At 70.5% G+C, this 22,126-nt stretch carries 13 protein-coding genes and 1 pseudogene; 3 read left to right on the forward strand and 11 right to left on the reverse strand.

What is annotated here, in order from left to right; genetic code table 11:
* Together RIM90_RS21160 and ngcE are read right to left on the reverse strand one after the other, a co-directional pair.
* On the reverse strand, positions 1-722 hold a 722-nt coding region (locus RIM90_RS21160), incomplete at its 3' end, for a sugar ABC transporter permease (RefSeq protein ID WP_309062314.1).
* Between the two features lie 80 nt (positions 723-802).
* A complete protein-coding gene (gene ngcE, locus RIM90_RS21165) occupies positions 803-2,260 on the reverse strand; it encodes an N-acetylglucosamine/diacetylchitobiose ABC transporter substrate-binding protein (RefSeq protein WP_309062315.1) in 1,458 nt (485 codons plus the stop codon).
* A 440-nt stretch (positions 2,261-2,700) separates the two neighbouring features.
* Between ngcE and RIM90_RS21170 the strand changes: the two genes are divergently transcribed.
* Both RIM90_RS21170 and RIM90_RS21175 read left to right on the forward strand, forming a co-directional pair.
* Positions 2,701-6,504, forward strand: coding sequence for a GH92 family glycosyl hydrolase (locus RIM90_RS21170; protein ID WP_309062316.1), 3,804 nt, complete (start codon positions 2,701-2,703; stop codon positions 6,502-6,504).
* Between the two features lie 158 nt (positions 6,505-6,662).
* A complete protein-coding gene (locus RIM90_RS21175) occupies positions 6,663-8,627 on the forward strand; it encodes an alpha-glucuronidase (RefSeq protein WP_309062317.1) in 1,965 nt (654 codons plus the stop codon).
* A 3-nt stretch (positions 8,628-8,630) separates the two neighbouring features.
* Here the strand turns inward: RIM90_RS21175 and RIM90_RS21180 are convergent, their stop codons facing one another.
* The 6 genes from RIM90_RS21180 to RIM90_RS21205 all read right to left on the reverse strand — a co-directional run bounded on the left by RIM90_RS21180 (position 8,631) and on the right by RIM90_RS21205 (position 16,503).
* On the reverse strand, positions 8,631-10,649 hold the full coding sequence (locus RIM90_RS21180) for a beta-galactosidase (RefSeq protein WP_309062318.1): 2,019 nt from the start codon (positions 10,647-10,649) through the stop codon (positions 8,631-8,633).
* Positions 10,646-11,329 (reverse strand): hypothetical protein, encoded by a 684-nt coding sequence (locus RIM90_RS21185; protein ID WP_309062319.1) that lies wholly within the window; start codon positions 11,327-11,329, stop codon positions 10,646-10,648. Before RIM90_RS21185 ends, RIM90_RS21180 begins: the two co-directional genes overlap by 4 nt.
* Positions 11,326-12,843, reverse strand: coding sequence for a xylan 1,4-beta-xylosidase (locus tag RIM90_RS21190; RefSeq protein ID WP_309062320.1), 1,518 nt, complete (start codon positions 12,841-12,843; stop codon positions 11,326-11,328). The genes RIM90_RS21185 and RIM90_RS21190 overlap by 4 nt, the downstream gene beginning before the upstream one ends.
* Positions 12,840-14,501, reverse strand: coding sequence for an extracellular solute-binding protein (locus tag RIM90_RS21195; protein ID WP_309062321.1), 1,662 nt, complete (start codon positions 14,499-14,501; stop codon positions 12,840-12,842). The genes RIM90_RS21190 and RIM90_RS21195 overlap by 4 nt, the downstream gene beginning before the upstream one ends.
* Before the next feature lie 44 nt (positions 14,502-14,545).
* Positions 14,546-15,418 (reverse strand): carbohydrate ABC transporter permease, encoded by an 873-nt coding sequence (locus RIM90_RS21200; protein WP_309062322.1) that lies wholly within the window; start codon positions 15,416-15,418, stop codon positions 14,546-14,548.
* Between the two features lie 92 nt (positions 15,419-15,510).
* On the reverse strand, positions 15,511-16,503 hold the full coding sequence (locus tag RIM90_RS21205; RefSeq protein WP_309062323.1) for an ABC transporter permease subunit: 993 nt from the start codon (positions 16,501-16,503) through the stop codon (positions 15,511-15,513).
* Positions 16,504-16,763: 260 nt separating this feature from the next.
* On the opposite strand from RIM90_RS21205, the gene RIM90_RS21210 reads away from it, so the two are divergent.
* Positions 16,764-17,774 (forward strand): acetylxylan esterase, encoded by a 1,011-nt coding sequence (locus RIM90_RS21210; RefSeq protein WP_309062324.1) that lies wholly within the window; start codon positions 16,764-16,766, stop codon positions 17,772-17,774.
* Between the two features lie 62 nt (positions 17,775-17,836).
* Here the strand turns inward: RIM90_RS21210 and RIM90_RS21215 are convergent, their stop codons facing one another.
* The 3 genes and pseudogenes from RIM90_RS21215 to RIM90_RS21225 form a co-directional block, all read right to left on the reverse strand.
* The gene (locus RIM90_RS21215) at positions 17,837-18,226 is read right to left on the reverse strand and encodes a hypothetical protein (RefSeq protein ID WP_309062325.1); all 390 of its coding nucleotides are present in this window, start codon (positions 18,224-18,226) and stop codon (positions 17,837-17,839) included.
* 485 nt (positions 18,227-18,711) lie between these two features.
* Entirely contained in the window at positions 18,712-21,561 is a 2,850-nt protein-coding gene (locus tag RIM90_RS21220; protein WP_309062326.1) for an aconitate hydratase, read from the reverse strand.
* 253 nt (positions 21,562-21,814) lie between these two features.
* Positions 21,815-21,919: pseudogene (locus RIM90_RS21225) on the reverse strand (DUF664 domain-containing protein); the annotation flags it as partial.
* Between the last annotated feature and the right edge of the window lie 207 nt (positions 21,920-22,126).

A 22,126-nucleotide genomic window follows, 5' to 3' on the forward strand; every position in this document is an offset into this window, starting at 1 on the left:
AACATGTCCATCGCCGCGATGCCGAGGTAGACCCACGCGGTCTGCACGGAGTCCCACAGCAGCGGCAGGGTGATGCGGAAGAAGGACTGGGCGCGGCCGGCGCCGTCGATCAGCGCGGCCTCGTAGATGTCCCGGGGAATGGACTGCATGGCGGCCGAGAACAGCACCAGGTAGAAACCGACGCCGTGCCAGACGACCACCAGGATCAGTGCCCACAGCACGATGTTCGGCTCGTTGAGCCATTCCACGGGGCTGTTCTTGTCGACCAGCCCGAGTTTGATCAGGACGCCGTTGAGCATGCCGCCGCTGTCACTGCGGTACACCGCTCCGAAGAGCACCGCCATGATGGCCAGGGACAGCACCTGCGGGAAGAAATAGACGACCCGGTAGTACTTGGATCCGGCGACTCCCGAGACGCCACCGGACCGCCCGCGCCCGCCCGCGTTCAGCATGAAGGCGAAGAACAGGGCGAGCAGAATGGTGATCACCGGGATGAACACCAGGAACAGGATGTTGTGCCAGATGGCCCCCATGAAGATGTCGTCCTCGAGCAACCTGGTGTAGTTGTCCAGGCCGACGAAGCTGAAGGTCTGCGACTGTCCCTTCCAGTCGGTCAGTGAATAACCGAACGTCTGGATGTACGGCCAGATCACGAAGATCAGATAGAGCGCCACGGGGAAGAGGAGAAATCCCGCGACGAACCGGTGCTGCCCTTTGCGCATGGCGTTCCTGCCCCTGGTGTCCCCGTTCCGGGCCGGGGAACCTTCCCCGGCCCGGATTCCGGTCGGTCGAGCGAGCGAGATCAGTCGCGGCGGTTCTTCTTCGAGGCCGGGTCCTTGGCCTGCTTGTCGACCGCGGCCTGGGCCCGCTTCAGCCACTCGTTCGGCTGAATGCGCTTGGCCATCAGCTCGTTGGAGGCGTTCTCGATGGCGGTGCCCATCTCGCTGTACCACTCGGTGTACAGGTAGCGGAAGGTGTTGTCGCCGGCCGCCTTGGAGGCCTCGACGGTGGACTGGGTGCCCGGCCGCAGCCGGACGTTCGGGTCGACGCCGTCCTTGAGGATGGTCAGCGAGTTCGCCTCCTTGGCGAAGATGGTCGACCACTCCTTGGAGAGCATCATCCGCATGAACTCCTTGGCCGCGGGCAGGTTCCTGGCCTTGGACGGGATGATGAACGGCTCGCCGGAACCGGCCCGGATCGCCTCGAAGGGCAGTGCGCTGCCGGGCAGCAGCGGCATCGGCAGGAACTTCATGTCGAAGTCCGCCGGCGTCGTCTTGAGCTGCTCGTTCTCCAGCCAGGAGCCGCTGGTGATGAACGCGGCCTTGTACTGGTTCCAGCGGGTCTGCGACTCGTTGTGGGTCAGGCCGTTCGTACCGGGCATCAGATAGCCCTTCTCGACGACCTCGTAGATGGCCTCGACGGCCTCCTTGGCGGCGTCGGAGCCGACGAACGCCTTGGGGTCGAGGTTGTCGATCGCCTTCATGGCGTCCAGGCCGCCCTTCTTGGCGATCAGGTCCATGATGGCGACGTTGATGTAGTACGGGTACTTGCCCTGGTGGGCGAGGCCGCCGATGCCCTGGGACTTGGCGTCCTTGCAGATGGCGAGGAAGTCGTCCCAGGTCCGGGGCGGCTCCCAGCCCTTCTCCTTGAAGAGCTTGCCGGAGTACCACAGGCCCCACACCGTGTAGATGTAGTTGAGGGCGACGACCTTTCCCTCCTGCATGCCCGCGTCGAGCGTGCCGGGGATGAGCATGTCGCGGACCTTCTTGCCCGGATCGTCGATCGACGGGGCGTCCAGCACCTCGGCGAGGTCGAGCAGCTGGCCGTTCTTGTGCAGCACGTCGATCGGGATCTGCTGGGCGCCGGAGTCGTCCACGATGTCCGGCGGATTGCCCGCGTTGAACCGGGGCTGGAGCTTTCCGGTGATCTCCTGGGTACCGGTGTGGACGGAGGTGACGCCCCACTTCTTCTTGAAGTCGGCCTCCCACGCCTTGGCGTAGTTGTCCCCGTAGCCGCCCTTGAAAATGACGACGTCGAGTTTGCTGCCTTCCTTGACCCCGAACGGGTTGGACTCGGACGTCTTGCCCTCGTTCTCCCCGGAGTCGCCGTCCCCGCCCCCGCTGGCACACGCGGACAGGAAACTCATCGTCGGTACGGAAATCAGGCCGAGTGCGGCGGACCGCTTGATCAGGTCGCGGCGGCCGACACCGGTCGTGGGGTGGTCGCCGGTGCCGGTGTTCTCGGCGGAAGTGGATCCCATGCTCAAGTCCTCGCCTTCTCCAGGACTCAGGCGGTGAACCGGATCCTTCCCGGCACCGCGTTCGGGTCAAGCTGGGTCGTGCAGGAAGTGCGGCTGGTGCTGGTCGCACCGGTGGCGCCCGAAGCGCCGCAGGTGCGGGACGTTCTTCGTCGTACGCGTCGGTGATGGTCGGGTGCTGTGAAGATGCCCCGGAGTGCCGACAGGTATAGTCCACTTCCCGCCAACGGAGCAAGATCGAATGCAAGGTTCGCCGTGGGTCTTTTCCGAGTTGAGACCTCGCGGAAATATGAGCGGCCGGCGCGTTCCGGGACGGAAGAATCACCGCCGACGGACCTGAATGCCACATTCAACGCCCTTGACACCACAGGCCACTTGACCCACTACTGGTGCTTGCGCAATGAGGTTGACAACGTTGTCCAGCGCAGGGAGGGTGCTCGCGCATGCAGCACAGGGTTCGGCACAGATGGGGGACGGCGGTCGTCGCGGCGACCGCCTTCGCTTTGGCCGCGGGCTCACCGGGCGTCGCGGTCGCGCTGCCCCAGGCACCGCCGAAGGCGGACCGGGAGTTCGCCTCGTCGTTCGAGTCCGGGGACCCCGCTCCGGACTGGTTGAACACCGTCGACACCGCACCCGGCGGCGGCAGACGCGCCTCGGGCGTCGACGGCGGCTACAGCACCGGCATTCCGGGCAGTGTCACCGACCGTGTCACGGACGTCCGCGCCAGTGCGGAGAACACCGGCGGCGGGGAGGTGAAGGAGAACCTCGTCGACGGCGAGCCGGGCACCAAGTGGCTGGCCTTCGAGTCCACGGGCTGGGTGGAGTTCGACCTGGACGCGCCGGCCGAAGTGGTCCGGTACGCGCTCACCTCCGCCAACGACCACGCCGAACGGGACCCGCAGGACTGGACCCTGAAGGGCTCCGCCGACGGCAGGGAGTGGAAGACGCTCGACACCCGTACGGGCGAGTCCTTCTCCGCGCGGTTCCAGACGAAGATCTACGACATCGACGCGTCGGCCGTCGCCGGGTACCGGCATTTCCGCATCGACTTCACCAAGAACCACGGCGGCGGCATACTCCAGCTGGCCGACGTCCAGTTCTCCACCGGAGGCGGCGACGGGCCCGTGCCGCAGGACATGCTCTCACTGGTCGACCGCGGCCCGAGCGGCTCGCCGACGGCGAAGGCGGGCGCCGGGTTCACCGGAAAGCGTGCCCTGCGTTACGCCGGCCGGCACACCGCCGACGGGCGGGCGTACTCGTACAACAAGGTCTTCGACGTCGACGTGGCGGTGGGGCGGCACACCCAGCTGTCGTACCGGATCTTCCCGTCGATGGCCGACGGCGACCTCGACTACGACGCCACGAACGTCTCCGTGGACCTCGCCTTCACCGACGGCACCTACCTGAGCGACCTGCGGGCCACCGACCAGCACGGGTTCCCGCTGACCCCGCGGGGGCAGGGCGCGTCGAAGGTCCTCTACGTCAACCAGTGGAACAACGTGGTCTCCCGGATCGGCTCGGTGGCCGCCGGCAAGACCGTCGACCGGATCCTGGTGGCGTACGACTCCCCCGAGGGCCCGGCGAAGTTCCGGGGCTGGCTGGACGACGTGGCGCTGCGGCAGGTGGCGCCCGAGCGGCCGAAGGCCCACCTCTCCGACTACGCCGTGACCACCCGGGGCACCCACTCCAGCGGCGCCTTCTCGCGCGGCAACAACTTCCCCGCGACCGCCGTGCCGCACGGCTTCAACTTCTGGACCCCGGTGACCAACGCCGGGTCGCTGAGCTGGCTGTACGACTACGCGCGCGGCAACAACGCGGACAACCTGCCGACCATCCAGGCGTTCAGCGCGAGCCACGAGCCGAGCCCCTGGATGGGCGACCGGCAGACCTTCCAGGTGATGCCGTCCGTCGCCGCCGGCACCCCCGACCTCGGGCGCGAGGCACGCGAGCTGGCCTTCCGGCACGAGAACGAGACCGCGCGGCCGTATTACTACGGGGTGCGGTTCGAGAACGGCCTGAAGGCCGAGATGGCGCCGACGGACCACGCGGCGATGATGCGCTTCACCTACCCCGGCGACGACGCGAGCGTGCTCTTCGACAACGTCACCGACCAGGCCGGCCTGACGCTCGACGAGGAGAGCGGGACCGTCACCGGCTACTCGGACGTCAAGTCCGGGCTGTCCACGGGCGCGACCCGGCTGTTCGTCTACGGCGAGTTCGACAGGCCGGTGACGGAGGGCGACGCGAACGGCGTCAAGGGCTTCCTGCGGTTCGACGCGGGCGACGACCGCCGGGTCACCCTGCGTCTGGCCACCTCGCTGATCGGCGTCGACCAGGCGAAGGACAACCTGCGCCAGGAGATCCCCGAGGGCCGGTCCTTCGAGGCGGTGAAGCGAAGCGCCCAGCGGCAGTGGGACAGGATCCTCGGCAAGGTCGAGGTCGAGGGCGCCACGCCGGACCAGCTGACCACGCTCTACTCCAGCCTGTACCGGCTGTACCTGTACCCGAACTCGGGCTTCGAGAAGGTCGACGGCACGTACAAGTACGCCTCGCCGTTCTCGAAGATGCCGGGGCCGGACACCCCGACGCGCACCGGCGCGAAGATCGTGGACGGCAAGGTGTACGTCAACAACGGCTTCTGGGACACCTACCGCACCACCTGGCCGGCGTACTCCTTCCTGACCCCCTCCAAGGCCGGTGAGCTGGTCGACGGGTTCGTGCAGCACTACAAGGACGGCGGCTGGACCTCCCGCTGGTCCTCCCCCGGCTACGCCGACCTGATGACCGGCACCTCCTCGGACGTCGCGTTCGCGGACGCCTACGTCAAGGGCGTCGACTTCGACGCGGAGGCGGCGTACGACGCGGCCGTGAAGAACGCCACCGTCGTGCCCCCGTCGTCCGGTGTGGGCCGCAAGGGCATGGCGACCTCGCCGTTCCTCGGCTACACCGGCACCGAGACGCACGAGGGCCTGTCGTGGGCGCTGGAGGGCTACCTCAACGACTACGGCATCGCGAAGATGGGCGAGGCCCTCTACAGGAAGACCGGCGAGAAGCGCTACAAGGAGGAGTCGGCGTACTTCCTCGACCGCGCCCGGAACTACGTCAACCTCTTCGACGCGAAGGCCGGTTTCTTCCAGGGCAAGGACGCCGGAGGCGACTGGCGCGTGCCGTCGGAGAAGTACGACCCGCGGGTGTGGGGCCACGACTACACCGAGACCAACGGCTGGGGCTACGCCTTCACCGCCCCGCAGGACAGCCGGGGCCTGGCCAACCTCTACGGCGGTCGCAAGGGCCTCGCCGACAAGCTCGACGAGTACCTCGCCACGCCCGAGACGGCCTCCCCGGAGTTCGTCGGCTCCTACGGCGGCGTCATCCACGAGATGACCGAGGCGCGGGACGTCCGGATGGGCATGTACGGGCACTCCAACCAGGTCGCCCACCACGCCCTGTACATGTACGACGCGGCCGGGCAGCCCTGGAAGACGCAGAAGAACGTCCGCGAGGTGCTGTCGCGGCTCTACACCGGCAGCGAGATCGGGCAGGGCTACCACGGCGACGAGGACAACGGCGAGCAGTCGGCCTGGTACCTGTTCTCCGCGCTCGGCTTCTACCCGCTGGTGATGGGCAGCGGCGAGTACGCCATCGGCTCCCCGCTGTTCAAGAAGGCGACCGTGCACCTGGAGAACGGCCGCGAGCTGGTCGTCGAGGCGCCGCGGAACAGCGCGAGGAACGTGTACGTGCAGGGGCTGAAGGTCAACGGCAAGCGCTGGAACTCCACCTCGCTGCCGCACTCGCTGATCGCCGGGGGCGGGGTCCTGGAGTTCGACATGGGCCCGCGTCCGTCGTCGTGGGGCACCGGCGAGAACGCCGCTCCCGTGTCGATCACGCGGGACGACGAGGTGCCCACGCCCCGCAAGGACGCGATCGAGGGCGAGGGCGCCCTGTTCGACGACACGTCGGCGACCGGCGCCACGGTGTCCACGGTGGAGCTGCCCGTCACCGGGGACACGAAGGCGGTGCAGTACACGCTGACGTCCGCCGACCGCGCCAAGGCGCCCACGGGCTGGGTGCTGCAGGGATCGGCCGACGGGGAGACCTGGACGGACCTGGACAGGCGGGCGGACGAGTCGTTCCGCTGGGACCGGCAGACGCGGGCCTTCTCGGTGGACGAGCCGGGGGTCTACGGCCACTACCGGCTGGTGCTGACCGGTGAGGCGGCGCTGACGGAGGTGGAACTGCTGGGCTGACGCACCGCCAAAGGCGGGTCCGGACCTGGTCCGGGCCCGCCTTTCCCATGGGATTCCCCCCGGGACAACAGCTACCTCCCGGGTCCCCGGTGCACCAGAATGGAGCGGACCCCCGGTGTCCTCCGGGCGGCGCGTCCACAGCAGGGGGAAAGGCAGCGGTGACGGATTCCGGGGACCTCGACGCGGCCTGGCTGCCGTCCGCCGCGTTCCGGGCGGTCGGCAGCCGGCGTTCGCTGGTGCGCGCCGGCGACGGACCGCCGGCGGAGACGGTGTACGCCGAACTGGCCGACGCCTGCGAACGGTTCGGCGGCCGGGTGGTACGGGACGGCGGCGACGGGGACGCCGAGCTGGTCCTCGAACCGGCCGGCGACGACCTCGGCGACGAGGGGTTCGCCCTCACGCGCCGGGGCGGGACCACGACCGTCACCGCGTCCGGCGAACGCGGGCTGCTCTACGGCCTGTTCCACGTCGTACGGCTCGGGGAGGACGCCTTCCGCGGTGAGCGGGCCCGGGAGGTCCACCGTCCGGCGCTCGCGACGCGCATGCTGGACCACTGGGACAACGTGGCCGTGCACCCGGTGATGGGCCAGGTCGAACGCGGCTACGCGGGCGGCTCGCTGTTCTGGGCGGACGGACGGGCGCGCGGTGACCTGGACCGGGTGCGGGCGTACGGCAGGCTGCTCGCGGCGTGCGGGATCAACGCCGTCGCCGTCAACAACGTCAACGTGCACGAGACCGAGGCGCGGCTGCTCACCGACCGGATCGGCGAAGTCGCCGCGATCGCGGACGTGTTGCGCCCGTACGGCATCCGGACGCACCTGTCGGTCACCTTCGCCGCGCCGATGGTGCTGGGCGGGCTGCCCACCGCCGACCCGCTGGACGGGGCGGTGCGCGACTGGTGGGCGGAGGCGACCGGCCGGGTCTACGAGGCGATCGGCGACTTCGGCGGTTACGTCGTGAAGGCCGACTCGGAGGGCCAGCCCGGCCCGTTCGCCTACGGCCGCTCGCACGCCGACGGCGCGAACGTGCTCGCCGCCGCGCTGGAGCCGTACGGCGGCACGGTGCACTGGCGGGCCTTCGTGTACGACCACCGCCAGGACTGGCGGGACCGGACCACCGACCGGGCGCGGGCCGCGTACGACCACTTCACCCCGCTGGACGGGGAGTTCGCCCCCAACGCGGTGCTCCAGGTCAAGCACGGGCCGATGGACTTCCAGGTGCGCGAGCCGGTCTCCCCGCTGATCGGCGCGATGCCCCGGACCCGGCTCGCGGTGGAGGTGCAGGCCACGCAGGAGTACACCGGGCAGCAGCGGCACGTGTGCTGGCTGGGCCCGATGTGGAGCGAGGTGCTGCGGTTCCGGCCGGACGGCGGGGTGAGCGCCGGACGGCTGGCGGACGGGCTCGTGGCCGTGTCGAACGTCGGCGACGACCCGTTCTGGACCGGTCACCCCCTCGCCCAGGCCAACCTCTACACCTTCGGGCGGCTGGCCTGGGACCCGGCGGCGGATCCGCACGCGGTCCTCGACGAGTGGATCGCGCTGACCCACCCCGGGGCTCCGGCCCGGCTGGCCGACGGGCTGCACGCCGTGCTCGACGGTTCCTGGTCGACGTACGAGAAGTACACCGCGCCGCTCGGGGTGGGCTTCATGGTGCAGCCGGGACACCACTACGGGCCGAGCGTGGACGGCTACGAGTACAGCCCGTGGGGCACCTACCACTTCGCCGACCGCGACGGTGTCGGCGTGGACCGCAGCGCGGCGACCGGCACCGGGTACGCGGCACAGTACGCGGATCCGTGGGCCAAGGTGTACGAGTCGCCGGAGACCTGCCCCGACGAGCTGCTGCTGTTCTTCCACCACGTGCCGTACGGGCACGTCCTGCACAGCGGGAAGACCGTGATCCAGCACATCTACGACACGCACTTCGAGGGCGTGGCGGAGGTGGAGGAGGCCCGCCGGGTGTGGGCGGGGCTCGCGGACCTGGTGGACCCGGCGCGCCACGCGCGCGTGGCGGAGCGGTACGAGGAACAGCTCCGCAGCGCCCGGGAGTGGCGCGACCAGATCAACAGCTACTTCCTGCGCAAGTCCGGGGTGCCGGACGAGCGGGGGCGGACCATCCACTGACCTCTACGCGAGGCGCAGGACCGCCACGCCGAGCGGGTCGAGACCGAAGGGCTCGCCCCGCTCGGTGCGCTCGCCGGTGAGCAGGTCGGTGGCGGTGGCCCGGGCGGTGAGGCGGGCCGGTTCGGCGGAGTGGTTGAGCAGGAAGAGCAGGCGGGTGCCGTCGGGGGCGACGCGGCCGGCCGTCTCCAGGCCGGGATGCCCGGCGTACGGGCCGAGGAGGTCGTGGCGGGCCAGGACCCGGCTCACGACGTGGTGCACGCCCGGCTGGTCGAGGGCGGTGGCGACGTACCAGGCCTCGCCCGCGCCGAAGCGGTGCCGGGTGACGGCGGGGGTGCCGGCGTAGAAGTCGGCGCCGTACGTGCCGACCGGCTCCGCGCCGGTGGGCCGCACGAGCTCGAAGACCAGGCGGGCCTGTGCGGTCAGGTCGCCGAAGTGGACCGGCCGGACGACGTCGGCCGGGCGGGCGTCCCACTCGTCGACGCGGATGCCCATGAGGGGCGCGAGGGGGCCGGGGACGTCGGTGGGGAAGGCGCGGTCGTGCTCGTCGGCGCGGCCGGAGAGGAAGGTGGCCAGGACCGTGCCGCCGCGTGCGGCGACGGCTTCCAGGCGGGCCGCGAGATCGCCCTTGACCAGGTGCAGGACGGGGGCGAGGACCACGTCGTAGGGCGTGAGGTCGGCGCTGTGCGCGATGACGTCCACGTCCGCTCCGGCCTCGCGGGCGGCCCGGTAGTAGGCGTGGACGGTGTCCTGGTAGCGGACGAGGCGGGAGGGGCCGTCGGACATCTCCAGCGCCCACCAGCTGTCCCAGTCGAAGAGGAGGGCGGTGCGGGCGGGGGTGCGGGCGCCGAGGGTCGCGTCGCCCAGCGCCTTCAGCTCCTCCCCCAGTTCGGCGACTTCCCGGAAGACGCGGGTGTCGTCGCGGCCCGCGTGCCCGATGACGGCGCCGTGGTACTTCTCGCAGGCGCCGCGCGAGGCGCGCATCTGGAAGTACAGCGCGGCGTCCGCGCCGTGGGCGATGGCCTGGAAGGTGGCCAGGCGCAGCTCGCCGGGGCGGCGCAGCGGGTTGACGTCGCGGCACGCGGTGGTGGACGGGGTCTGCTCCATGAGCCAGAAGGGGGCGCCGTCCTTCAGGCCGCGCATCAGGTCGTGGGCCAGGGCGGGAACGGTGGGCGGCGCGTCGAGGGGCGGGTAGCTGTCCCAGGACGCGAAGTCGAGGTGGGGCGCCCAGCGGTGGTAGTCGAGGGGGCGAAAGGCGCCCATGAAGTTGGTGGTGACGGGCGTGTCCGGGTCGTGGGCGCGGATCACCTCCTTCTCGGCGAGGAAGCAGCCGAGCAGGGCGTCGGTGGTGAAGCGGTGGTAGTCCAGGGTGATGCCCTGGAAGGCGGTGTGGTCGGGGCCGCGCCAGTGCTCGGTGAGGGCGCTGGGCGGCTCGATCTGGTCCCAGTCGGTGTAGCGGTGCGACCAGAAGGTGGTCCACCAGGCGTCGTTGAGGGAGTCGAGGGTGCCGTGGCGGTCACGCAGCCAGGCGCGGAAGGCGTCGGCGCACAGGTCGCAGTAACAGGCGCCGCCGTACTCGTTGTTGATGTGCCAGGCGAGCAGGGCGGGATGGTCGGCGTAGCGTTCGGCGAGGCGGGCGGCCAGCGCGGTGGAGAGCCGGCGGTACGCCGGTGAGCTGGGGCAGAAGTTGTGGCGCTGCCCGTAGCGGTGCCGGCGGCCCTCGAAGTCGGTGCGGTTGACCTCGGGGTACCGCTTCGCCAGCCAGGGCGGGAGGGCGGCGGTGCCGGTGGCCAGGCAGACCCGGCGGCCCTCGGCGGCGGCACGGTCCAGGACCCGGTCCAGGAGTGTGAAGTCATAGGTGTTCTCACCGGGTTGGGTGATCGACCAGGAGAAGACGCCGACGGTGAGGGTGTCGATCCCGGCGCGGGTGAACAGCCGGTGGTCCTCGTCCCACACCCCCTCGGGCCACTGCTCGGGGTTGTAGTCGCCGCCGTAGGGGATCTTCGGGGTGGGGGGCGGGGTCATGCCGTGAACTCCTCCTCGGTCTCGGCGATCACCGGGCGGCTGCTGTGCAGCAGGGACAGCAGCAGCGGGGCGGCGAGCAGGGCGGGCAGGGCCTCGGTGAGCAGGGCGGTTCCGGCGGCCGTCACGATCAGCAGCGAGGCGGCGCCGAGGGTGGCGCGGGGGTGCCGGAGCAGGAAGTAGGCGGCGAGGCGGGCGGTGTCGCGGGCGCGGAAGGTGAACAGGGCGGTGAGGACCAGGGCGTGCGCGCCCCACAGGAGGGAGCCGGCGCCGGTCAGCGCCGACAGGACCGCCCACCAGCGGGGCAGCCCGGTGGCGGAGAAGTGGGTGAGGGTGAAGGCGATGACCGTGAGCCAGCCGAGCAGCGGAGCCCACAGCTTCAGCGCGGGGAGGGCGCCCAGCCGCCAGCCGCGCCGGAAGGCGCGGGCCGGGTGGAGGTCGGTGAGGTCGCGGCTGCGGTGGTGCAGGGCGTAGAGGGCGGCGGAGACGGCCGGGCCCAGGGGCAGCAGGCAGAGGGCGGCGAGGGGCAGGTTGGCGGGATCGGGACCGAGCAGGAAGAGGCCGACGAGGCCCGGCGCGGCGGTGAGCAGCAGCAGGGCCTCGACGGTGACGAGGGTGTGGATCAGGGCGGCGGCCCGGGAGAGGACCCCGGTGCCGAAGGCGTCGGCCCGTACGGTGCTCACGGCGCCTCCCCGCCGAGCAGTCGCCGCTCGTCCCACCAGGGCGGGGTCTCGTCGACGAGCGGGGTCAGCTCGACGAGGGTGATCTCGTGGCGGGCCAGGGTCAGGGTGAGGTCCGCGCGGCCGTCCTCGACGGGCAGCCGGTAGTGGCCGCGGGCGGGCTCGGCGGCCTCGTGCAGGACGTCGAGCTGTGCGGGCTTCGGTGAGCGCGGGCTGCCCATGTGCCGCCAGGCGGTGTACGCGTTGCCGCGCTCCTCGTCGACCGAGGAGCGGCGGACGAACGCCTCGCCGCGCGGGGCGGTGCCGACCGGTACCGAGAGGCGCACGGTGTGCCGGTCCGGACCGGGGGTCCGGCCGGTCTCGTCGACGGGGGCCCAGGCGAGGACGGTGACCCGGCCGTCGGCGTGCCGGGTCACCACGTGGTCGTCCCCCCGGGCCAGTCGCTCCTCCCCCGTGCGGGCCATGAAGGCGTACAGGTGGTAGGTGGGTTTGCGCACCTGGCGGTGGGTGAGCAGGCCGAAGCCGCCGTGGAAGAGCGCGGTCGGGATGCCGGTCTCCTCGAAGACGTCGCTGAACGTCCAGTAGGAGAAGGAGTCCGCGTGGTCGCCGCCGGCCGTCACCACCGGGGCGAGGTAGGCGGCGTGGAAGGCGGTGTCGTGGACCGGGTTGTCGGGCCGGTAGGAGGAGTTGAACTCGGTGATGTGCACCGGCAGCCCCGCCAGGCGGGTGCCCTCGAGCACCCGGCCGGGCGCGGCGAACTGGTCGAGGAGGTCGCTCGCCGGGGCCAGGGTCTGGTGGACGCCGAAGGGGACGTGCTGGGCGGGGCCGGAGGTGTAGGCGTGCCGGGAGACGAAGTCGACGGGCACGTCCCGGCGTTCGGTGAACTCGGCGAACCGCTCCAGCCAGCCGTCCGCGGCGGGCGAGAGCGCCGGGCCGCCGACCTGCAGGGCGGCGTCCACCTCCTTCACGGCGTGCGCGGTCACCTCGTACAGCCGGTGGTACGCCGCCTCGTCCGCGTCCTGCCAGAACTGGGGCAGGTCGGGTTCGTTCCACACCTCGATCGGCCAGGTGCGGACCTCGTCGGCGCCGTAGCGGTCCACGAGGTGGGCGAGGACGGCGCGGACCAGGCCCGTCCACTCCTTCTCGTCGGCGGGCGGGGTGACGTTGCCCCGCCACCAGAACACCGTCTGCTCCCCGGAGGCCAGGGCGCCCGGCATGAAGCCGAGTTCCAGGAAGGGGCGGATGCCGAGGCCGAGGCAGGCGTCGATCACCTGGTCGAGGTAGGTGAACGAGTGGTGGGTGCGGCGGAGGCCCTGCCACTCGTAGGGGCGGTGGATGCCCAGGCCGTCGCTGAGCAGGCCGTGGCCGCGCAGGTACCGGAAGCCGATGTCGCGCTGGAGCAGGGCGAGGGAGTCCTGGTAGTCGCGGCGCAGGGCGAGGTCGAGGCGGCCGGTGCCGACGCAGCTCCGCCAGGCGTCGGACAGCCGGCCGCCCGGACCGGCGGGGACGCGGATCACGCGTTGTCCTTCCGGAACCGTTCGTACGCCTGGTTGTGCAGGTCGATGAACTGGTCCATGTTCTTCGCCTTCAGCTCGGCGAGGTAGTCGTCCCATTCGGACAGCGGGCGCTTGCCGAGGGCGAACTGGAGGGTGTTCTGGGTGACGTGGTCCTTCAGCGGGGTGTCCCACAGGGTGGCCCGCTCCTGCTCCTCGGAGCGCAGCGGGTGCGGCGGGTCGACGGGCAGCTGCTCGCGGCCGGCCATGGCGTCCTGGAACTTCTTCTCGTCCGGGCTGAAGGAGGAGGAGACCAGGGCCCAGCTGCCGCCGTAGGTGAAGACGCCGTTGAAGAAGCCGAAGTCCTTCTGGAGGTCCTTGGGCGCGTCGGGGTCGGAGCCCATGAGGCTGATGCCGGGCTTGAGTTCGTACTCGCCGGGTCCGGATCGGGTGTAGGTGACGTTCTCCACGCCCCACTTGCAGTACTCCTGGCCGGCGTCGGAGTACCACAGCCAGTCGACGAACTGCATCAGGGCGACGAAGTCGTCGCTGTCGAGCGCCTTGCTGGAGATCATCATGCCGTTCTCCAGGCGGGAGCCGCCCAGCACCACCGGTCCGGCGGGGCCGATCGGCACCGGGACCATCTCGACGGTGGCGCCCTTGACCTGCTTGCCGAGGTTGTAGCGGTAGTTCTGCACCAGCTCCTGCGGGTTGGCGCTGATCGCGAAGGACTTCTCGGACAGCAGCTTCTTGACCGCCTCCTCGTCGTTCTGGGTGAAGCTCTCGGGGTCCATCAGCTTCTCGGCGACCAGCTTGTGCAGGTACGCGACGACCTGGCGGTAGGCGTCCGTGGCGCCGGTGAAGACGAACTTCTCCGCCTTGGCGTCCCAGCTGGTGTTCAGGTACGACCAGCCGGCCCGCACCCCGTACGCCTGGCCGAGGTACTGCATCAGGGCGCCGACGGGGAAGGGGGTGTTGGTGCTCCAGCGGTCGGAGAAGGGGTAGCGGTCGGGGTACTCCTCCTTGAGCGCCTTGAACACCTGGTACACCTCGTCCCAGGTGGTGGGCAGGCTCAGGCCGTGGCGCTCCAGGACGTCGGTGCGGAAGGCCAGCGAGTAGCCGGACTTGGCCTTCTCGTGCAGGCCGGGCAGCAGGTAGTAGCGGCCGTCGGACTGGCGCAGCGAGTCCACCTCCGGCTGCAGGCGCCACTTCTTCACCTTCGCCTGGAAGTTGGGCATCAGGTGCACGTACTCGCTGACCGGGAGGATGGCGCCCGAGGAGACGAACGCGGTCTCCGCGCCCGGGTAGGTCTTGGGGATCAGGAGGGGGGCGTCGCCCGCGCCGATGAGCAGGCTGCGCTTCTTCTCGTAGTCGCTCAGCGGGACCGGCGTGGCCTCGAGGGTGACGCCGGTGCGCTTGGCGAGCTCCTTCCAGAACAGCCAGCCGTCCTTCATCGGGTAGACCGGGTTGTTGTTGTGCAGGAGGGAGAAGGACAGCGGCTTGGTGGCCTTGAACTGCTCGCCGGCGCGGTAGTTCTTCATCGCGCCGTTCCGCTTCTTGGACAGGTCCTTGCCGCCGCCGTCGCCGTCGTCACCGCTGCCGCAGCCCGTGAGGGTGGCCAGGCCGATGAATCCGGCGGCGGCGAGGATCTGGCGCCGCGACAGCTGTCTGTTGTGGTTCACGGAAACTCCTTTGTTCCGTCGGCGGGTCGGTCGGGAGTACGGCGTCAGCCCTTGACCGCGCCGAGCATCACGCCCGAGACGAAGTAGCGCTGGACGAAGGGGTAGAGGCAGAGGATCGGCAGCGAGGTCAGCACGATCGTGACCGCCTGGATGTTCGCCGAGACCTGGGTGAGCTGCTCGGTGGCCGCGCCGGCGCCGGTGCCCCCGGTGGCGCCCGCGAGGAGGTTGCGCAGATAGACCGTGACCGGCATCAGCTCGGTGCGGTCCATGTAGAGGAACGCCGAGAACCAGGAGTTCCAGAAGGAGACCGAGTAGAAGAGGACCATGGTCGCGACGACCGCCTTGGACAGCGGCAGCACGATCCGCAGCAGGATGCCGTAGGTACTGAGCCCGTCGATCTGCGCGGCCTCCTCCAGCTCGGTCGGCAGGCTCTCGAAGAAGGCCTTCATCACCAGCAGGTTGAAGACGCTGATCGCGTTGGGCAGCGCGATGGCCCACACGCTGTTCTTCAGGCCGAGGCTGGTGATGAGGACGTAGTGGGGGATCAGGCCGCCGGTGAAGAACATGGTGAACACGGCGATCCCGACCAGTGCGCCGCGTCCCTTGAGGTTCTTCTTCGACAGGACGTAGGCGTAACAGGTCGTCAGCACCATGGCGACGGCGGTGGAGACGACCGTGTAGAGCACGGTGTTGCCGTAGTTCCGCCAGAACATCGAGTCGGAGATGACGATCTCGTAGGTGGTGAGGTTGAACCCCTTGGGCCACAGGGTCACTTCACCGGCGCGGATCTGCCGCTCCCCGCTGAACGAGCGGGCGATGATGTTGACGAACGGGTACAGGGTCACCAGCACGACGAGCGTGAGGACGACGCCGTTGACGCCCTGGAAGACCCGGTAACCGCGCGAGGGGCTGGTCACCGAGGGGCGGCGGGTGCCCCGGAGGCGTCGGACGCGTCGGGGGTCCCCGGTCCGTCGGGGGTCCCGGTCGCTTCGGGCGGAGGTCACGGTGTTCACCACAGGCTCGTCCCCACGGTGCGGCGCGAGAGCTGGTTGGCCGAGGTGATCAGCACCAGGCCGATGATCGCCTCGAACAGGCCGATCGCGGCGGCGTAGCTGAAGCTGTTGGACTCCACACCGGTCCGGTAGAGGTAGGTGGAGATCACGTCGGCGGTCGGATACGTCAGCGGGTTGTACAGCAGCAGGACCTTCTCGAAGCCGACCGCCATGAACGTGCCGATGTTGAGGATCAGCAGCGTGATCATGGTCGGGCGGATGCCGGGCAGGGTGACGTGCCAGATCTGCTGCCAGCGGTTGGCGCCGTCGATGCGGGCGGCCTCGTACAGGTCCTCGTCGATGGTGGTGAGCGCGGCGAGGTAGAGGATCGTGCCCCAGCCGGCGGTCTGCCAGACCTCCGAGCCGACGTAGACGGTGCGGAACCACTCGGGTTCCTGGATGAACCGGATCGGCTCGTGCCCGAACCAGCCCAGGACGTGGTTGACCGGGCCGTCCGTGGCGAGCATCTGCAGCGTGATGCCGGCGACGATCACGATCGACAGGAAGTGCGGCAGGTACGACACCGACTGCACGAACCGCTTCAGGGCCTTCCTGCGCACCTCGTTCAGCAGCAGGGCGAGCACGATCGGGATCGGGAAGCAGAACACGAGGGTGAGGCCGCCGAGCCACAGGGTGTTCCGGAACACCTGCCAGAAGGTGGGGTCGGTGAGGAACATCTCGACGTAGCGCAGCCCCACCCAGTCCTCGCCGAGGATCGAACCGCCGGGCTCGAACCGGCGGAAGGCGATCACGTTGCCGATCATCGGCAGATAGCGGAACACCAGGAAGAACAGCAGCGGCAGCACGGCCAGCGAGTACAGCTGCCAGTCCCGGCGCAGCGCCCGCCGCCAGCCGGTGCGCGCGGGTGAACGCGTGCGGTGCGGTGTGGTCTTCGTCGGCGGCGGGTCCTGCGTGCCCGGCGGTGGAGCCGACGTGGTGGAGGTGCTCATAGGGCTCGGGCCTTCCGTGCCGTAGGACGCAGAACCGAAACTTTCGAGCTCTTATCGATAACTTCGCGGCAACCTAAAGGGAGCGCCAGGCACTGTCAATGGGTGCTGCACGCTGGGTTTTTGAGAGGGCGAAGCGAGGAAGAAACGAGAACGGCCCTGCTGTGAAGGGCAACCTGATCTGCTATGTTCCCCGGAACTTTCTGGCCGTATTCCGCAACGATCGGCCGTTCCGTTCCCATCGATCCTGCGAGGTGTGCCCCGTGCCCGCGTTCGACCTGCCCCCGGCGGAACTGGAGCGTCACCGTCCGGACATCGACGAGCCCGCCGACTTCGACGCCTTCTGGGAGAGCACCCTGAAGGAGGCGTCGGCCGAGGGGGATCCACTGGTCTCGTCCCGCCCGGTGGAGAACGGGCTGCGGCTGACCGAGACCTGGGACGTGACGTTCCGCGGCTTCGCCGGCGACCCGGTGCGCGCCTGGTTCAGCCTCCCCCGGCACCTCGGCTCCACGACCGGTACGACCGGAGGCCTGCCGGCGGTCGTCGAGTACGCCGGCTACGGACGCGGGCGCGGCCTGCCGCACGAACGGCTGACCTGGGTGAACGCCGGATACGCGCATCTGCTGATGGACAACCGGGGCCAGGGTGACCAGTACGGCTGCGGCGGTGACACCCCCGACCCGCACGCCGCCGCACCGGGCGGGCCCGGCCCGGCGGTCCGCGGTCTGCTCGCCCCGCGGGACTACCACTACCGCCGGCTGATCACCGACGCGGTGCGCGCGGTCGCCGCCGTGCGCGTCCTGCCGGGGGTGGATCCCTCGCGGGTCGCGGCGGTCGGCAACAGCCAGGGCGGCGGACTCGCGCTGGCGGTGGCGGGCCTGGTGCCCGACCTGGCGGCGGTGCTGGTCACCGCCCCGCTGCTGTGCGGCATCCCCCGCGCCCTGGACCTCACCGACACGGGCCCGTACGGCGAGATCACCGCCTACCTCTCGGTCCACCGGGGCGCCGAGGAGGCCGCCCTCCGCACGCTCTCCTACGTCGAGGGCGTGTCCTTCGCCCGCCGCGCCCACGCCCCGGCCCACTTCGGGGTCGGCCTGCGCGACACGGTCTGCCCGCCGAGCGGGGCGTACGCCGCGTTCAACCACTACGCGGACCTGACGGGCGCGGAGCCGGCCAAGGAGATCCACGCCTACCCGTTCAACGGGCACGAGGGCGGGGACGCGGTGCACGTACGGCGCCAACTGGACTGGCTGAGCTCCCTGTCGGGCTCGTGAGCGGGGGCGGCCCCGACGGCGTCCGGACACGCCGCCACCGGGGCCGCCCGCCGCGCGAGGGTTCAGCCGACCCGGCAGGGCAGGCTCGTCCCGCCGTCATCGCCGGCGCCGGGGACGACACGGCCGAGGGCCGCGCTTCCGCCTGGGCCTTGGGAGCCGCCGTGGACCACCACGCCCCGGCCCGGGTGCGCGGCGCTCCCGCGCCACGGGCCGTCGGTCCACCGGCCGTCCGGGAGGGTCCGGTCGACCGTCCAGCCGGGCGCCGGCACGTCGCCGGTGTCGGCGACGGTCGTCCCGGGCCGCTGGCCGCCGCCCCAGCCGCCCGTCGTCACGACCAGGCCGGCGGCCGGCAGGGCCGCGAGCAAGGAGACCAGGACGAGGAAGAGGGCTCTGGCGCGGGCGGGGAGGAGCGGCCCGGAGGCGGCCCCCTCCCGGATGACTGTCACAGTCATGACACACCTGTCGATTGCTGCGGGCCTGACGGGTCGTGCGCACGGGTGCCTGGAGCCGGGCGAGGTGGAGGTGCTCCGACGGCGGGTTCCGGTCCACCGAGGCATGGGAGCGCTCCCACCTCGCCCGTGAGGGGAAGGTAGCGCCGAGCGAGCCGGTTGTAAACGGCTGCCGCGCAAGAGCCGCGTCCCGCCCGTCGGTCGATCGCGTCCACCGGTTCGGCCCCCGCGGGGATGTCCCCGGAGCGGACCGGGCCGACGCCGTCCACGCCCGGTTCGAGCAGTCGCTCGCGCAGCCGGCGCGTCAGCTCGTCGAGCGCTTCCCGGTCACTGTCCTGACGTCCGGCCAGGACGGGGTGGATGCGCCGTGCACCGCGGCTCACCGCCACCCCCGTCACCTGGCGACGCTTCGGCGCACAACGGGGAACACGGCGAGGGCCGCACCCCCGTCGCCGGGGATGCGGCCCTCAACTGCCGTACCGGACCGCTTACTTGCGGATCAGGCTGCGCAGCACGTACTGCATGATGCCGCCGTTGCGGTAGTAGTCCGCCTCGCCGGGGGTGTCGATGCGGACGACCGCGTCGAACTCGACGCCGGTGTCGGTGGTGACCTTCACCGTGCGCGGGGTGGTGCCGTCGTTCAGCTCGGTCACGCCGGAGACGGAGAAGGTCTCCTCGCCGGTCAGGCCGAGGGAGTCGGCGGACTGGCCCTCCGGGAACTGCAGCGGCAGGACGCCCATGCCGATGAGGTTCGAGCGGTGGATGCGCTCGTAGGACTCGGCGATGACGGCCTTGACGCCGAGGAGCGCGGTGCCCTTGGCCGCCCAGTCGCGGGACGAGCCGGAGCCGTACTCCTTGCCGGCCAGGACGACCAGCGGGATGCCGGCGGCCTGGTAGTTCTGCGAGGCGTCGTAGATGAAGGAGACCGGGCCGCCCTCCTGCGTGAAGTCACGCGTGTAGCCGCCCTCGGTGCCCGGCGCGATCTGGTTGCGCAGGCGGATGTTGGCGAACGTGCCGCGGATCATGACCTCGTGGTTGCCGCGGCGCGAGCCGTAGCTGTTGAAGTCGCGGCGCTCGACTCCGTGCTCCGTGAGGTACTTGCCGGCCGGGGTGTCGGCCTTGATGGCACCGGCCGGGGAGATGTGGTCGGTGGTGACCGAGTCGCCGAGCTTGGCGAGCACGCGGGCGCCGGAGATGTCCTCGACCGGGGCCGGCTCCATCTGCATGCCCTCGAAGTACGGGGGCTTGCGGACGTAGGTGGACTCGGGGTCCCACTCGAAGGTGTCGCCGGTCGGGATCGGCAGCGCCTGCCACTGGGCGTCGCCGGCGAAGACGTCGGCGTAGGACTTGGAGAACATGTCCTCGCCGATGGCGTTGGCGACGACCTCGTTGACCTCGGCCTCGGTCGGCCAGATGTCCTTCAGGTGGACCGGGTTGCCGTCCTGGTCGGTGCCCAGGGCGTCCTTGGTGATGTCCACCCTCATGGAGCCGGCGATCGCGTAGGCGACGACCAGCGGCGGGGACGCCAGGTAGTTCATCTTGACGTCGGGGTTGATGCGGCCCTCGAAGTTCCGGTTGCCGGACAGGACCGAGGTGACGGCGAGGTCGTGGTCGTTGACGGCCTTGGAGACCTCCTCCGGCAGCGGGCCGGAGTTGCCGATGCAGGTGGTGCAGCCGTAGCCGACGAGGTTGAAGCCGACCTTGTCGAGGTACGGGGTCAGGCCCGCCTTCTCGAAGTAGTCGGTGACGACCTTGGAGCCCGGGGCGAGGGTGGTCTTGACCCACGGCTTGCGGGTCAGGCCCTTCTCGACCGCCTTCTTGGCCACCAGGGCGGCGGCGACCATGACGTACGGGTTGGAGGTGTTGGTGCAGGAGGTGATGGCCGCGACCGTCACCGCACCGTGGTCCAGCTGGTAGGTGCTGCCGTCGGGGGCGGTGACGGTGACCGGGTTGGACGGGCCGGGGCCGGGGACGACGGCCGAGTGCTGCGGGGCGCCGGCGCCGTTGTCGTCGTTGCCGTAGGCCGGGGCGTCGGAGGCCGGGAAGGACTCGGCGGACGCCTCGTCGACCGGGGAGGCGACACCGTGCGGCTGCTCCTGCTGCGGAACGCCCGGCTTGCGGTCGTCGCCGCCGGTGACGCCGGCCTCGACGTAGTTGAGCACGTCGGCGGCGAACTGCTCGGCGGCGCGGGACAGCTCGATCCGGTCCTGCGGGCGCTTCGGGCCGGCGATGGAGGGCACGACCGTGGACAGGTCGAGCTCGAGCTTCTCGGAGAAGTCCGGCTCGGCCTTCGGGTCCAGCCAGAGGCCCTGCTCCTTGGCGTACGCCTCCACGAGCGCGACCTGCTGCTCGGAGCGGCCGGTCAGGCGCAGGTAGCTCAGCGTCTCGTCGTCGATCGGGAAGATCGCGGCGGTGGAGCCGAACTCCGGCGACATGTTGCCGATGGTGGCGCGGTTGGCCAGGGAGGTGGCGGCGACGCCCTCGCCGTAGAACTCGACGAACTTGCCGACGACGCCGTGCTTGCGCAGCATCTCGGTGATGGTGAGCACGAGGTCCGTGGCGGTCGTGCCGGGCTGGAGCTCACCGGTCAGCTTGAAGCCGACGACGCGCGGGATCAGCATGGAGACCGGCTGGCCCAGCATGGCGGCCTCGGCCTCGATGCCGCCGACGCCCCAGCCGAGGACGCCGAGGCCGTTGACCATCGTGGTGTGCGAGTCGGTGCCGACCAGGGTGTCGGGGTACGCCTTGCCGTCGCGGACCATGACGACACGGGCCAGGTGCTCGATGTTCACCTGGTGGACGATGCCGGTGCCGGGCGGGACGACCTTGAACTCGTCGAACGCGGTCTGGCCCCAGCGCAGGAACTGGTAGCGCTCGCGGTTGCGGCCGTACTCCAGGTCGACGTTCTGCTTGAAGGCTTCGTTGGTGCCGAACTTGTCGGCGATGACGGAGTGGTCGATGACCAGCTCGGCCGGGGCCAGCGGGTTGATCTTCGCCGGGTCGCCGCCCAGCTCCTTGACGGCCTCGCGCATGGTGGCGAGGTCCACGACGCAGGGCACGCCGGTGAAGTCCTGCATGATCACGCGGGCCGGCGTGAACTGGATCTCCTGCGACGGCTGGGCCTGCGAGTCCCAGCCGCCGAGGGCGCGGATGTGGTCGGCGGTGATGTTCGCGCCGTCCTCGGTGCGGAGCAGGTTCTCCAGCAGCACCTTCAGGCTGTAGGGAAGGCGCGCGGAGCCCTCGACCTTGTCCAGCCGGAAGATCTCGTACGACTCGTCGCCCACCTGCAGCGTGCTGCGGGCGTCGAAGCTGTTCGCCGACACGACAGTCTCCTTCATTGATGTGCGCGTACCACCACGATCCTGCCGCCACGGCATCTCGACCGATCCGCTAAGGTAAGGCTAAGTTAGGTAACCCTTACCGGTGTGGCGGCTGCGGTGCTCCTCGGCAGATATCTCGATGTCGAGATAACTCTAGTACACGGCGGCCGAATGGTCATGCCCGGACCCCGCACGCCCGGCCCGGCGCCCGGCCCGGCGCCCGGCACGCACACCCCGGCCCGGCCCGCCCCACCGCCCCGGCCCGGCCGTCTCACAGCCCCGCCGCGCCGCCGATCCGCTCCCTCAGCAGGTCGGCGTGGCCGTCGTGGCGGGCGTACTCCTCGATCATGTGGATGAGGACCCAGCGCAGGGAGCCGGACGGCTCGGCCGAGCGCAGCGCCAGCCCCCTCTCCCCGAGACCGGAGCACTTCACCTCGAGCGCGGCGCGCTGGGCGCCCAGGAGCATCGCCCGCTCGTCGCCGGCCGTCGGGCCGCCGAAGCGGCGGCCGCTCTCCGGGGCCTCGAACAGTTCGACTCGCCTGCGGGATTCGGTCACGTGTCCATCATGGCCTCGCCCGGACGG

It is taken from the genome of Streptomyces sp. (genome assembly GCF_031181555.1).
Classification (GTDB): Bacteria; Actinomycetota; Actinomycetes; order Streptomycetales; family Streptomycetaceae; genus Streptomyces; species Streptomyces fimbriatus.

Excerpts from the sequence above, each read along its gene's own strand:
- ngcE (WP_309062315.1), bottom strand. The coding sequence starts at position 2,260 with ATGGGATCCACTTCCGCCGAGAACACCGGCACCGGCGACCACCCCACG.
- RIM90_RS21170 (WP_309062316.1), top strand. The coding sequence starts at position 2,701 with ATGCAGCACAGGGTTCGGCACAGATGGGGGACGGCGGTCGTCGCGGCG.
- RIM90_RS21180 (WP_309062318.1), bottom strand. The coding sequence starts at position 10,649 with ATGACCCCGCCCCCCACCCCGAAGATCCCCTACGGCGGCGACTACAAC.
- RIM90_RS21205 (WP_309062323.1), bottom strand. The coding sequence starts at position 16,503 with ATGAGCACCTCCACCACGTCGGCTCCACCGCCGGGCACGCAGGACCCG.
- RIM90_RS21215 (WP_309062325.1), bottom strand. The coding sequence starts at position 18,226 with ATGACTGTGACAGTCATCCGGGAGGGGGCCGCCTCCGGGCCGCTCCTC.
- RIM90_RS21220 (WP_309062326.1), bottom strand. The coding sequence starts at position 21,561 with ATGAAGGAGACTGTCGTGTCGGCGAACAGCTTCGACGCCCGCAGCACG.